Below are 13,627 nucleotides of genomic sequence, written 5' to 3' on the forward strand. Positions count from 1 at the left end.
TCCCCGCGCGCATCGGCCGCGCGGCGAGCGTCCGCCGCCGAAGGACCGCCTCCCGCCCCGGCGGGCCGGGCCGGAAGTCTCCCGGCGGTGCGACTTCGGTCGACCGCCGCCGGTCACGAGGTCGCCGATCCCCGGCACGGAGCGGCGGCGGGACCCCGGCCGTGCGTAGATTTGCCGACCGTGAGCGACGACGAGCAGGCGCGGGCGCCGAGGGACTTCACGGGGCGCCGGTGGCTGTTCCCGTCCGCGCTGGTCCACGAGCTGGACCCGGACGCCGGGCCCCCGGGCCGCCGGCCACGGCGCACCGCGCGCGACTGGGTCGTCGACTTCTCCTGCTTCCTCCTGGCCGTCCTCATCGGCCTGGCGGCGGCCCGGTCGGTGGCCGAGGAGACCGGCCTGCCGCACTCCCTCGCCGTCCTCGACCAGATGCTGGGCGCCCTGTCCTGCGGCGCGCTCTGGCTGCGCCGCCGGTGGCCGGTGGGGCTCGCCGTCGCGATGGTCCCGGTCGGCCTGCTGTCCAACACCTCGGGCGGCGCGGCGACGGTCGTCCTGTTCACGCTCGCCGTGCACCGGCCCTTCCGTTACGTCGCCTGGATCGGCGGCGCCGGCCTCGCCCTGGCCCCGCTCCTGTACTGGATGCGGCCCGACCCCGATCTCCCCTACGTCGGCGTCGTCGCCTTCACCACGCTGCTCACCGTGTCGATCACCGGCTGGGGCATGTTCGTCCGCTCCAAGAGGATGCTGATGCTCAGCCTGCGGGACCGGGCGCACCGGGCGGAGACCGAGGCCCGGCTGCGCGCCGAGCAGGCCCAGCGGCTGGCCCGGGAGGCCATCGCCCGCGAGATGCACGACGTGCTCGCCCACCGGCTCACCCTGCTCAGCGTGCACGCGGGCGCGCTGGAGTTCCGGCCGGACGCGCCCCGAGAGGAGATCGCGCGGGCCGCCGGGGTGATCCGGGAGAGCGCCCACGAGGCCCTGCAGGACCTGCGGGAGATCATCGGCGTGCTGCGGGCCGGCGACTCCGAGGAGCCTCCCGGCGGGCGGCCCCAGCCGACGCTGGCCGCGCTGGACGCCCTGGTCGCCGAGTGCCGGGAGGCCGGGATGGAGGTCACCCTCGACCACCGCGTCGCCGATCCCGCCGCCGTTCCCGCCTCCGTCGGCCGCACGGCCTACCGCATCGCCCAGGAGGCCCTGACCAACGCCCGCAAGCACGCCCCCGGCACGGCGGTCACGGTCAGCCTGACCGGCACCCCCGGCGACGGCCTGACGGTGACCGTCACGCACCCGGCGCCGCCCGCCGAGGTCCCGCCCGTCCCCGGCTCCGGGCAGGGCCTGATCGGCCTCACGGAACGGGCCACCCTGGCGGGCGGCCACCTGCGGCACGGCGCCCGGTCCGACGGCGGCTTCGAGGTACGGGGGTGGCTGCCGTGGTCACGGGCATGAGGGCCGCCGCGGGTGGCCTCGGCGCCGTCCGCGCGCGAGCCGGGCGCAGGCGCGTGCCGCGTCCCGGTGCGGACACCGGCCCGGGGACCCCGCCCGCGCCCGGCGCCGGCGGGGCGACGGGTACGGCGCCCGACCCCTCACGGTCGCGTTCCACCGCCTGCCGCCTCAAGTCCCCGTGACCGGCCGGCGCGTTGCCCGATCGGCCGCCCCCGCCGCCCCGGTCCGCCGGGCGTGATTACGTAACCCCATGACTGCGACGCCGATCAGACTCCTCCTCGTCGACGACGACCCCCTCGTCCGTGCCGGGCTGGCACTGATGATCGGCGGGGCCGGGGACATCGAGGTCGTCGGGGAGGCCGCCGACGGCGGGGAAGCGGAGGAACTGGTGCGGCGGACCCGGCCGGACGTCGTCCTCATGGACATCCGGATGCCGGCGGTGGACGGGATCACCGCGACCCGACGGCTGCGCGCGCGACCGGACGCGCCGCAGGTCGTGGTGCTGACCACCTTCCACGCCGACGAACAGGTACTGCACGCGATGCGCGCCGGCGCCGCCGGCTTCGTGCTGAAGGACACCCCGCCCGCCGAGATCGTCGACGCCGTGCGCCGGGTCGCCGCCGGCGTCCCGGTCCTGTCGCCCGCGGTCACCCGGCAGCTGATGCGGCACGCGGCCGGCTCCGCCGCCGACGCCCGGCGGACCCGGGCGCGCGAACGGCTCGCCGTCCTCAACGACCGTGAGCGCGAGGTCGCCGTCGCCGTCGGACGCGGACTCGCCAACGCGCGGATCGCCGCCGAACTCTTCCTCAGTGTGGCCACCGTCAAGGCGCACGTCTCCCGCGCGCTCGCCAAGCTCGGCCTCGACAACCGGGTGCAGATCGCGCTGCTGGTCTACGACGCGGGGCTGCTGGACGGCGACGGCGGCGAGGGACTCTAGGAGGCCACCGGGACCACGACCGGAGCCGGACCGCACCGCACCGCACCGCCCCGGCGGTTCGCGGTGCGGCCCCCCGGGAGCGCCATGAACAGACCGGTCCCACATATGTCCGGACAACCTGACGACACGACTTCCCGTCCCTCGGGCGCGGGACTACGCTCGGCCCCGTGCCGAAACCAGATGTGGACTCCTCCGTGGCGCTCGACCTCCGCGTGGACCGTGGCTCCCCGGTGCCGTTGTACTTCCAGCTCTCCCAGCAGCTGGAGTCCGCCATCGAACACGGCAGCCTCACCCCGGGCAGCCTGCTGGGCAACGAGATCGAGCTGGCCGCGCGGCTCGGACTGTCCCGGCCGACCGTCCGCCAGGCCATCCAGTCCCTCGTCGACAAGGGGCTCCTCGTCCGGCGCCGGGGCGTGGGCACCCAGGTCGTGCACAGCCAGGTCAAGCGCCCGCTGGAACTGAGCAGCCTCTACGACGACCTGGCGGCGGCCGGCCAGCGCCCCGCCACCAAGGTGCTGGTCAACACGGTCGTGCCGGCCCCCGCCGAGGTCGCCGCCGCGCTCGGCGTCCCGGAGGGCGGCGAGGTGCACCGCGTCGAGCGGCTCCGCCTCGCCCACGGGGAACCCATCGCCTATCTGGTCAACCACCTCCCGCCCGGCCTGCTCGACCTGGACACCGACCGGCTGGAGGCCACCGGCCTGTACCGCATGATGCGCTCCGCCGGGATCACCCTGCACAGCGCCCGCCAGTCCATCGGCGCCCGGGGTGCCACCGCCGCCGAGGCCGAGCGGCTGACCGAGGCCGAGGGCGCCCCGCTGCTGACCATGCGGCGCACCACGTACGACGACACCGGCCGCGCGGTGGAACTCGGCGACCACACCTACCGCCCGAGCCGCTACTCCTTCGAGTTCCAGCTCCTGGTGCGACCGTGACCACACCCAGTCATTCCTTGCGATATTCGGACAAAACGGCCGTTCCGTGGTCCCCGGTCGTGCCGGCCGCGTGCGGCATGTCCGATACTGAAGTGTTTGGGGCAGGTGAGTCACCGCCGGGACGCGCCCACGGTGAGGTCGCCCGCCCCTTATGCACGTCGGAGCAGAGCAAGAGCGGCAACAAGAAGGGCACGGCCTCGTGGCACGGTTTCGGACCTGGGTAGGCATAGCGCTGGCGGGGGCACTCTCCGTGTCCCTCGCGGCATGCAGCAGCACCGGAGGGAAGCGGGCGGAGGACGCCCGCAAGGCCGCCGCGGCCCAGGGCAGGGCGGCGGTGAACACCCCCCGCTGGACCTTCGCGATGATCACCCACTCGGGGGACGGTGACACCTTCTGGGACATCGTCCAGAGCGGCGCCAAGCAGGCCGCCGTCAAGGACAACATCAACTTCCTGTACTCCCACGACGACGAGGCCCAGCAGCAGGCCCAGCTGGTGGACGCGGCCGTGGACAAGAAGGTCGACGGCATCATCGTCACCCTCGCCAAGCCGGACGCCATGAAGGCCGCCGTGGCCCGCGCCGAGAAGGCCGGCATCCCCGTGATCACGGTGAACTCCGGCTCCGAGCAGTCCAAGGCCTTCGGCGCCCTCACCCACATCGGCCAGGACGAGACCGTCGCCGGCGAGGCCGTCGGCGACGAGCTGAACAAGCGCGGCAGGAAGAAGGCCCTGTGCGTGCTGCACGAGCAGGGCAACGTCGGCCACGAGCAGCGCTGCGACGGCGTCGGCAAGACCTTCCGCGGAACCCTGCGCAAGCTCTACGTCAACGGCACCAACATGCCCGACGTGCAGTCCGCCATCGGGGCCAAGCTCCAGGCCGACAAGTCCATCGACGCCGTCGTCACCCTCGGCGCGCCCTTCGCCGACACCGCCGTGAAGGCCCGGACGGACGCGGGCAGCAAGGCCGAGATCGACACCTTCGACCTCAACCCCAAGGTCGCGGCGGAGCTGGAGGACGGCACCCTCGGCTTCGCCGTGGACCAGCAGCCCTACCTCCAGGGCTACCAGGCCGTCGACCTGCTGTGGCTGTACAAGTACAACGCCGACGTCCTCGGCGGCGGCAAGCCGGTGCTGACCGGCCCGCAGATCGTCACCAAGGACCAGGCGGCCGAGCTGGCGGAGTACACCGAGCGGGGCACCCGATGAGCGCGGTCCTCGACGAGAAGCCGGCCGACGAGCGGCTGCTGCCCGGCTCCCCGCTGCGCAAGCTGCTCGCCCGTCCGGAGCTGGGCTCGGTCGTCGGCGCCCTCGCCGTCTTCGTCTTCTTCGCCTTCGTCGCCGACGGCTTCCTGCGCGCCTCCAGCCTCAGCACGGTGCTGTACGCCTCGTCGACCATCGGCATCATGGCCGTACCCGTCGCCCTGCTGATGATCGGCGGCGAGTTCGACCTCTCGGCGGGCGTCATGGTGACGTCGTCCGCGCTGGTCTCCTCGATGTTCAGCTACCAGATGACGGCGAACACCTGGGTCGGCGTGGGCGTGTCCCTGCTGGTCACGCTGGCCGTCGGCGCCTTCAACGGCTTCATGCTCACCCGCACCAGGCTGCCCAGCTTCATCATCACCCTCGGCACCTTCCTGATGCTGACCGGCATGAACCTCGGCTTCACCAAGCTGATCGACGACACGGTCTCCACCAAGACCATCGGCGACATGGAGGGCTTCGACAGCGCCCGCGCCGTCTTCGCCTCCACCCTCACCGTCGGCGGCGTCGACGTGAAGGTCACCATCCTGTGGTGGCTGGGCCTGGTCGTCCTCGCCTCCTGGATCCTGCTGCGTACCCGCACCGGCAACTGGATCTTCGCCGTCGGCGGCAACGAGGAGGCGGCCCGCGCGGTCGGCGTCCCGGTCACCCGCACCAAGATCGGCCTCTACATGGGCGTCGCCTTCGGCGCCTGGATCTCCGGCCAGCACCTGCTCTTCTCCTTCGACGCCGTCCAGTCCGGCGAGGGCGTCGGCAACGAACTGATCTACATCATCGCGGCCGTCATCGGCGGCTGCCTGATCACCGGCGGCTACGGCAGCGCGGTCGGCTCGGCCGTGGGCGCGCTGCTGTTCGGCATGACCAGCAAGGGCATCGTCTTCGCCGAGTGGAACCCCGACTGGTTCAAGTTCTTCCTCGGAGCGATGCTGCTCCTCGCGACCCTGCTCAACGCCTGGGTCCGCAAGCGCGCGGAGGCGACCACATGACCCTCGTCGAACTGACCGACGTCAGCAAGCACTACGGCACCGTCCGCGCCCTGGAGGGCGTCTCCCTGGAGGTCCACGCGGGCCAGATCACCTGCGTCCTCGGCGACAACGGCGCGGGCAAGTCGACGCTGATCAAGATGATCGCGGGTCTGCACCGCCACGACGACGGCACACTGCGCATCGAGGGCGAGGAGACCACCCTCTCCTCCCCGCGCGAGGCCCTGGACCGGGGCATCGCCACGGTCTACCAGGACCTGGCCGTCGTCCCGCTCATGCCGGTCTGGCGCAACTTCTTCCTCGGCTCCGAGCCCCGCAAGGGCGCCGGCCCCTTCAAGCGCCTGGACATCGAGCTGATGCGCCGCACCACCCGCGAGGCGCTGCTGCGCATGGGCATCGACCTCAGGGACGTCGACCAGCCCATCGGCACCCTCTCCGGCGGCGAGCGCCAGTGCGTCGCGATCGCCCGCGCGGTGCACTTCGGCGCGAAGGTCCTCGTCCTGGACGAGCCGACGGCCGCCTTGGGCGTCAAGCAGTCCGGTGTGGTCCTGAAATATGTGGCCGCGGCACGTGACGAGGGCCTGGGCGTCGTCTTGATCACCCACAACCCGCATCACGCGTACCTCGTGGGCGACCGGTTCGTGCTCCTGAGGAGGGGCACGATGGTGGGCAATTACACACGCGACGAGATCACCCTGGACGAGCTGACCAAGCAGATGGCGGGCGGCGCCGACCTGGACGCCCTGGTACACGAACTGCAGCGGGGCTGAGGACGCGGGGCCGTGCCGGCGTACGGCCGCGCCGCGGAGGCGCGGGAGACCACGACGGACCCGCCGCCGACACCGGACGCGCACCCCCCGCCTCCCCGCCCCGTACGGCACCGAGCGTGAGCGTGCGGCAGAATCGTCCAACGATGAGCACCTACCGCGACCTCACCGCCCCCATCGGTTCCCGCCGCGCCCCGGTCCTGCGCACCGTCGGCACACGAGAGCGCCGGTCCCACCTGACCGCCCCCCGCGTGCCCACGGTCGGCATCGACATCGGCGGCACCAAGGTCATGGCGGGCGTCGTGGACGCCGACGGCAACATCCTGGAGAAGCTCCGCACGGAGACCCCGGACAAGTCCAAGAGCCCGAAGGTCGTCGAGGACACCATCGTCGAGCTGGTCCTGGACCTGTCCGACCGGCACGACGTGCACGCGGTGGGCATCGGCGCCGCCGGCTGGGTGGACGCCGACCGCAACCGCGTCCTGTTCGCCCCCCACCTGTCCTGGCGCAACGAACCGCTGCGCGACCGCCTCGCCAGCCGGCTCTCCGTGCCGGTCCTGGTGGACAACGACGCCAACACCGCCGCCTGGGCGGAGTGGCGCTTCGGCGCCGGCCACGGCGAGGACCACCTCGTGATGATCACCCTCGGCACCGGCATCGGCGGCGCCATCCTGGAGGACGGCCAGGTCAAGCGCGGCAAGTTCGGCGTCGCCGGCGAGTTCGGCCACATGCAGGTCGTGCCCGGCGGCCACCGCTGCCCGTGCGGCAACCGCGGCTGCTGGGAGCAGTACAGCTCCGGCAACGCGCTCGTCCGCGAGGCCAAGGAGCTGGCCGCCGCCGACTCCCCGGTGGCCTACGGCATCATCGAGCACGTCAAGGGCAACATCGACGACATCACCGGCCCGATGATCACCGAGCTGGCCCGCGAGGGCGACGCGATGTGCGTGGAGCTGCTCCAGGACATCGGCCAGTGGCTCGGTGTCGGCATCGCCAACCTCGCCGCCGCCCTGGACCCCTCCTGCTTCGTCATCGGCGGCGGCGTCTCGGCCGCCGACGACCTGCTCATCGGCCCGGCCCGGGAGGCGTTCAAGCGCCACCTCACCGGCCGCGGCTACCGCCCCGAGGCCCGCATCACCCGCGCCCAGCTCGGGCCCGAGGCCGGCATGGTGGGCGCCGCCGACCTCGCCCGGCTGGTCGCCCGCCGGTTCCGCCGGGCCAAGCGGCGCAGGGTGGAGCGCTACGAGCGGTACGAGCGGTACGCCGAGGCGCGCCGCGCCCAGGACACCGCATGACGCCCTCGCTGCCCCACCAGGGCGGTCCGCCACCGGAGCCGGACCGGCCCGCCGAGCACCCCCGGCGCCGGGCCCGGCGCCGGGCGCTCACCCTGCTGATCATCGTCCTGCTCATCGGCGTCCCGGCCGGCTATCTGGTGATCTCCGCCAACCAGAGCCGCGACAGCGGCAAGGACAAGGAGGCCAAGTACTCCGCGACCGGCCTCACCGCCGGCTGGCCGTCCAAGGTGCAGCGCCGCCTCTACCAGGTGTCCGTCCCGCACCCCGCCGAAGACATCGCCTACTACGAGACGAACAACTGGAAGACCAGCCGCCTCTACGTCCAGTTCCGCACCAACCCCGCGGGCCTCGACAGCTTCCTCGGCGCCATGCGCGCGCGCCCGGAACAACTGCGCGAGGACGACATCACGATCGGCGAGCGCGACCGCGAGGTCAGCGGCTGGACCTTCACCGGCCCCGGCCCCTGGCGGGGACTGACCCACGAGCAGAAGAACCCCGCCCCCACCCAGGACGTCGTCGTCAACCTGTCCGACCCCCAGCACCCGATGGTGTACGTGGTCTCCCGCACGGTCCCGTGACCCGGGGCCCCGCCCGGGCCCCGGAGCCGATTGTCAGACCCCGCCCGTAGAGTCGAAGACGACTGGTCCGACGCGCGGGCGGGAGGTGGCAGGACGTATGACGAGCGGCACGGCCGTGGTGGCCGGGCACACGGAGGGCTCCCCGGAGACCGGGACCGGGCACCCGGCGTGGGCACGCCTCGCGTGCGTCTACCTGCCCGCGCCCCTGCCCCGCGACGGCCGCCTCGCCTTCTGGGACCCCACGGGCGAGCCCCTGCCCGCGGACCCCGGGGACACGCCCGCCGAGCTGGTGGTCGTACGCCGCCACGGCAGCGGAGTGCGCCGCCGCCGGGTGCCCGCGCTGACCCTCCCGCTCGCCCGGGCCCTGCCGCTGCTGGTGCGCGCCCGCCGCGACCCGGCCGCCCACCCGGCCACCGCCTGCTGGGGCGCCGCCGCCCTGCACGCGCTGCGGCTCGTCGCCTCGGGCCGGCTGCTGCCCGGCCTGACCCCGGCCGGCCACGACGCCTGGCGGGCCGGCCCGCTGGAACCCGGTGACCTCGCCCACCTGCGGGCGATCGCCGCCGCCCTGCCCCCCGAGGGCCACGCCGTGCCCCTCCCCGGCCCCGGCGCGCTGACGCTGCCCGAGCCCGAGGTCCTCGTCCGCTCCTTCCTCGACGCGGTCGCCGACACCCTCCCGCGCACCCCGGCCGCCCCCCACACCTCCGGCCGGCCCTTCGCCGCCCAGGCACCCCAGAGCCTGCCCGCCGCCCACGAGTGGGCGGCCGAGGTCGCCGCCGGCATGGACGCGGGCGTCCGCGTCTCGCTGCGCCTGGACCTGTCGGCGTACGACGTCTTCGAGACCGGTGCGAGCGAGGGCGCCCGTGCCGCCGGCGCCGCCGTCGTCCAGGTCCACAGCCTCGCCGACCCCACCCTGGTGGCCGACGCGGCGGCCCTGTGGGCGGGGGAGGCCGACCCGGCGTTCGGCCCCCGCGCACGCGTGGACGCCGCCCTCGCCATCCGGCGCGCCGCCCGAGTATGGCCGCCGCTGGACCGCCTCGCCGAGCAGGACGTGCCCGACGTCCTCGCCCTGTCCGAGGAGGAGCTGAGCGACCTGCTCGGCGTCGCGGCGGGCCGGCTGGCCGCCGCCGGGGTCGCCGTCCACTGGCCCCGGGACCTCGCCCGCGACCTGACCGCCACCGCCGTGATCCGCCCGGCCCCCGGCTCCGCCACCGACGGCACCGGCTTCTTCGACAGCGCCGACCTGCTGGCCTTCCGCTGGCAGCTCGCGCTCGGCGGCGAACCGCTCGACGAGGCCGAGATGGACGCCCTCGCCGAGGCCCACCGCCCCGTCGTACGGCTGCGGGACCGCTGGGTGCTGGTCGACCCCGCGCTGGTCCGCAAGGCCCGCAAGCGCGAACTGGGCCTGCTCGACCCGGTCGACGCGCTGTCCGTCGCCCTCACCGGCACCGCCGAGGTGGACGGCGAGACCGTCGAGGCCGTCCCCGTCGGCGCGCTGGCCGCCCTCCGCGACCGGCTCACCGCCGGCCTGCGCCCCGCCACCGCACCCCGCGGCCTCGACGCCACCCTGCGCGACTACCAACTGCGCGGGCTGGCCTGGCTCGACCTGATGACCTCCCTCGGCCTCGGCGGCTGCCTCGCCGACGACATGGGCCTCGGCAAGACCGTCACCCTCATCGCCCTGCACCTGAAGCGGGCCCGCACCGAACCCACCCTCGTCGTCTGCCCGGCGTCCCTCCTCGGCAACTGGCAGCGGGAGATCACCCGCTTCGCGCCCGGCGTCCCGGTCCGCCGCTTCCACGGCCAGGACCGCACCCTGGACGGCGTCGAGGGCGGCTTCGTCCTCACCACGTACGGCACCATGCGGTCGGCGGCCCCGCACCTCGCCGGACGCACCTGGGGCATGGTCGTCGCCGACGAGGCACAGCACGTGAAGAACCCGTACTCGGCCACCGCCAAGGCACTGCGCACCATCCCCGCGCCCGCGCGCGTGGCGCTCACCGGCACCCCGGTGGAGAACAACCTCTCCGAACTGTGGGCCCTGCTCGACTGGACCACCCCCGGCCTCCTCGGCCCGCTGAAGTCCTTCCGCGCCCGGCACGCCCGCGCGGTGGAGAGCGGCGAGGACACGGAGGCGGCCGAGCGCCTGTCCCGGCTGGTCCGCCCCTTCCTGCTGCGCCGCAAGAAGTCCGACCCGGGCATCGTCCCGGAGCTGCCGCCCAAGACCGAGACGGACCACCCGGTGCCGCTCACCCGGGAGCAGGCCGCGCTGTACGAGGCGGTGGTGCGCGAATCGATGCTGGCCATCGAGACGGCCGAGGGCATCGCACGGCGGGGTCTGGTGCTGAAGCTGCTCGGCGCGCTGAAGCAGATCTGCGACCACCCGGCGCTGTACCTGAAGGAACAGCCCGACCCGGAGCGGCTGGCCGCCCGCTCCGGCAAGCTCGCCCTGCTCGACGAACTGCTGGACACCCTGCTCGCCGAGGACGGCTCGGCCCTCGTCTTCACCCAGTACGTCGGCATGGCCCGGCTGCTCACCGCCCATCTGTCCGCCCGCGCGATCCCGGTCGACCTGCTGCACGGCGGCACGCCGGTACCGGAGCGCGAGCGCATGGTCGACCGCTTCCAGAACGGCGAGACCCCGGTCCTCGTGCTGTCGCTGAAGGCCGCCGGAACCGGCCTGAACCTCACCCGCGCGGGCCATGTCGTCCACTTCGACCGCTGGTGGAACCCGGCGGTCGAGGAGCAGGCCACCGACCGCGCCTACCGCATCGGCCAGACCCAGCCCGTCCAGGTCCACCGCCTGGTCACCGAGGGCACGGTGGAGGACCGCATCGCCGAGATGCTCGCCGCCAAGCGCGCCCTGGCCGACGCCATCCTCGGCTCCGGCGAGGCGGCCCTCACCGAACTGACGGACCGCGAGCTGTCCGACCTCGTCTCCCTCCGGAGGACGCCATGACGCCCCCCGACCACACCCACCCCGCCGACGAGGCCCGCCGGGCCCTGAGGGAGGCACGCCGACGGACACCCGCGGAACACGAACACACGGCGACGGGTGCGGCAGCGGGGGAGCGTACGGTGCCGGGTCCGGCCGAGGGGGAGTGCGTGGCGCCGGGCACGGCCGACGGGGAGCGTGCGGTGGCGGGCCCCGCCGAGGGGGAGTGCCCGGAGCCGGGTGCGGGAGCGAGGCCCGCCGATGTGGCGAGGGCGGCCCTCAGGGCGGCGGCGGCCCGCCGCACCGCCGACGCGCACCCGGGGGCCGTCGAGCGGCACGCCCGGGAGGCGACCGAGGGCGCGGCGGACCCCGTACACGAGGGGCTGGAGGGCGCCGGTCCCGCGTCGGGTGACGGTGCGGGGGGTGCCGGTCCCGCGCCCGGAAGCGGTGGGGCGGGCGTCGGTCCTGCGGGGGGAGCCGACCCCGATGGCGCCGGTGCCGCGGCGGATGCTGGTCCGGGAGGTGCCGGTCCCCGGCGGGGAGCGGCTGGGCCGGATCCGGGCGGTGCCGCGGCGGAAGCCCGTTCGCACGGTGCCGGTTCCCGGCGGGGAGCCGAGGCGGAGGGTACCGGGCCCCTGCCCGAAGCCGTTCCGGACGGTCCCCGCTCCGTGCGGACGGACGAGCCGGACGGCGCCGGTCCCGGGGGCGGAGCCGGACCGGATGACACCACCCCCGCGCGGGGGGACGAGCCGGATGGCGCCACCCCTGGGCCGGGGGGCGAGCCGGGCGGTGGCCGTGTGCGTGGGCGTACCGGTGGCGCTGCCGGCCGGCGTCCCGGCGATGTCGCCCGGCAGGCGCTGCGGGCGGCGCGTGCGGAGGCGGCGCGCGCGGAGACCGAGGCGGCCGCCGGGGCGGGACACGGGCGGCGCGGGGCCGGACCGGATCGCTCCGCCGGGCCGCGCACCCCGCCCCCGCCCGGAGGGGAGACCCCGCCCGCCCGGGCCAGGACCGTGCGGGACATGCGGCACTACCTGGCGACCGCGTTCCGCATGCCCTCGTGGACGGAGACCGCCGACGGCGAGCCGGAGGACCCCGCCCACGCCACCACGACCCCGCCCGCCGAACCGGCGGCGAGCGACCCCGAGCCGGGCGCGGCGGCGCAGCCGCACTTCGGGGCCGGGTCCATGGGCACCCCCCACCGCGACGGTGAACTCCGCCGCACGTTCCCGGCGTTCCCCGCCCGGGCGGGCGGTGGCACCGGCGAGGCGTTCGCCGGGACCTGGTGGGGCAACGCCTGGGTCGGTGCGCTGGAGCGGGGCGCGCTGGACCCCGAGCGGCTGGCGCGCGGCCGGGGTTACGCCGACCAGGGACAGGTGGACGCCATCACCGTCACACCGGGGCTGGTGCTGGCGTACGTCCGGGGAAGCCGGCCCCGGCCGTACCGGGTGCAGATGCGGGTACGCACCCTGGACGACGCGGACTGGGAACGGTTCCTGGACGCCGCGGCCGACCGGCCGGGCCACATCGCGGCGCTGCTCGACAAGGAGCTGCCGCAGTCGCTCGCCGACTGCGGTGTCCCCCTGCTGCCCGGGCCCGGCGACCTCTCCCCGCGGTGCAGCTGCCCCGACTCCGGCCACCCCTGCAAGCACGCCGCCGCCCTGTGCTACCAGACGGCCCGACTGCTCGACGCCGACCCCTTCGTCCTCCTCCTGCTCCGCGGCCGGGGCGAGAGGGAACTGCTGGACGCGCTGTCCCGGCGCAGTGCCGCCCGCGCGGCCCGCGACGCGCGCGAACGGGAACCGCGGACCCTGCCCGGCGTCCGGGCCGCCGACGCCCTGGCGGACCGTCGGCTTCCGCCGCTGCCCCCGCCGTTGCCGGTGCCCCCCCATGCCGGACAGCCCCCCGTCTACCCCTCGGCGCCCGGCGGCCCGGACCCCTTCGCGCTGGACCAGCTCGCGACGGACGCCGCCGCCCGCGCCCACGCGCTGCTCACCACCGGACGCGACCCGGTCGGCGGCCTCACCCTGTGGCAGGACGCGGTGCGCCTCGCCGCGGCCCGCCCGGGTTCCGGACTGACCGCGGCCACGCGCACGCTGTACGCGGGGCTCGCCGAAGCGACCGGCCGCGGTCCGGCCGACCTCGCGCGCGCCGTGGCGGCCTGGCGGCAGGGCGGGGAGGCCGGGCTGGCCGTCCTGGAGGAGCCGTGGGATCCGCCGGCCGGCCGCTTCGACCGGGCCCGCCCGCTGCTGCTCGCCGCCGACCTGCCGGCTTTCCGCCCCTGGCGCAACCGCCTCACCCACCCGCGCGGCCACGTCCAGCTCCGGCTGGGCCGCGACGGGCTGTGGTACGCCTACGAGTCGGAGCCCGGCCAGGACGACTGGTGGCCCCGCGGCACCCCGGACTCCGACCCGGTAGGCGCCCTGACAGGGCTCGGCATAACCGATCCTCTCTGACCCCTCTGACCCCCACCGCCCACCGACCACCGTCCGTCCGGAACCCCCCCCGCCG

The 13,627-nt window shown here is 75.0% G+C and carries 10 protein-coding genes; all 10 read left to right on the forward strand.

The annotated features are described in order from the left end of the window. Window positions 1–180 precede the first annotated feature (180 nt). On the forward strand, window positions 181–1,443 hold the full coding sequence (locus ACZ63H_RS15145; RefSeq protein ID WP_469865032.1) for a sensor histidine kinase: 1,263 nt from the start codon (window positions 181–183) through the stop codon (window positions 1,441–1,443). Window positions 1,444–1,690: 247 nt separating this feature from the next. After that, on the forward strand, window positions 1,691–2,377 hold the full coding sequence (locus ACZ63H_RS15150) for a response regulator transcription factor (protein WP_469865033.1): 687 nt from the start codon (window positions 1,691–1,693) through the stop codon (window positions 2,375–2,377). Between the two features lie 194 nt (window positions 2,378–2,571). Next, window positions 2,572–3,309, forward strand: a complete 738-nt coding sequence (locus ACZ63H_RS15155) for a GntR family transcriptional regulator (protein ID WP_469865121.1) — start codon at window positions 2,572–2,574, stop codon at window positions 3,307–3,309. A 199-nt stretch (window positions 3,310–3,508) separates the two neighbouring features. Continuing rightward, window positions 3,509–4,513, forward strand: coding sequence for a sugar ABC transporter substrate-binding protein (locus ACZ63H_RS15160; RefSeq protein ID WP_469865035.1), 1,005 nt, complete (start codon window positions 3,509–3,511; stop codon window positions 4,511–4,513). Continuing rightward, window positions 4,510–5,553, forward strand: coding sequence for an ABC transporter permease (locus tag ACZ63H_RS15165; protein WP_469865037.1), 1,044 nt, complete (start codon window positions 4,510–4,512; stop codon window positions 5,551–5,553). Before ACZ63H_RS15160 ends, ACZ63H_RS15165 begins: the two co-directional genes overlap by 4 nt. Next, complete coding sequence (locus ACZ63H_RS15170; RefSeq protein ID WP_469865039.1) at window positions 5,550–6,320, forward strand: ATP-binding cassette domain-containing protein; 771 nt, start codon at window positions 5,550–5,552, stop codon at window positions 6,318–6,320. Before ACZ63H_RS15165 ends, ACZ63H_RS15170 begins: the two co-directional genes overlap by 4 nt. Before the next feature lie 143 nt (window positions 6,321–6,463). Beyond that, window positions 6,464–7,609 carry an ROK family glucokinase gene (locus ACZ63H_RS15175; protein WP_467939708.1) on the forward strand — a complete coding sequence of 382 codons (1,146 nt, stop codon included), beginning with the start codon at window positions 6,464–6,466 and terminating at the stop codon, window positions 7,607–7,609. Continuing rightward, window positions 7,606–8,187, forward strand: coding sequence for a sugar kinase (locus ACZ63H_RS15180; protein WP_469865041.1), 582 nt, complete (start codon window positions 7,606–7,608; stop codon window positions 8,185–8,187). Before ACZ63H_RS15175 ends, ACZ63H_RS15180 begins: the two co-directional genes overlap by 4 nt. A 97-nt stretch (window positions 8,188–8,284) precedes the next feature. Then, window positions 8,285–11,143 carry a DEAD/DEAH box helicase gene (locus tag ACZ63H_RS15185; protein ID WP_469865043.1) on the forward strand — a complete coding sequence of 953 codons (2,859 nt, stop codon included), beginning with the start codon at window positions 8,285–8,287 and terminating at the stop codon, window positions 11,141–11,143. Between the two features lie 644 nt (window positions 11,144–11,787). Beyond that, entirely contained in the window at window positions 11,788–13,572 is a 1,785-nt protein-coding gene (locus ACZ63H_RS15190) for an SWIM zinc finger family protein (protein WP_469865045.1), read from the forward strand. Window positions 13,573–13,627: the final 55 nt, after the last annotated feature.

Source organism: Streptomyces sp. NPDC104831, assembly GCF_055583025.1.

Coding starts and splice junctions, on each gene's coding strand:
- ACZ63H_RS15150 (WP_469865033.1), top strand. CDS start 1,691: ATGACTGCGACGCCGATCAGACTCCTCCTCGTCGACGACGACCCCCTC.
- ACZ63H_RS15165 (WP_469865037.1), top strand. CDS start 4,510: ATGAGCGCGGTCCTCGACGAGAAGCCGGCCGACGAGCGGCTGCTGCCC.
- ACZ63H_RS15170 (WP_469865039.1), top strand. CDS start 5,550: ATGACCCTCGTCGAACTGACCGACGTCAGCAAGCACTACGGCACCGTC.
- ACZ63H_RS15175 (WP_467939708.1), top strand. CDS start 6,464: ATGAGCACCTACCGCGACCTCACCGCCCCCATCGGTTCCCGCCGCGCC.
- ACZ63H_RS15180 (WP_469865041.1), top strand. CDS start 7,606: ATGACGCCCTCGCTGCCCCACCAGGGCGGTCCGCCACCGGAGCCGGAC.
- ACZ63H_RS15185 (WP_469865043.1), top strand. CDS start 8,285: ATGACGAGCGGCACGGCCGTGGTGGCCGGGCACACGGAGGGCTCCCCG.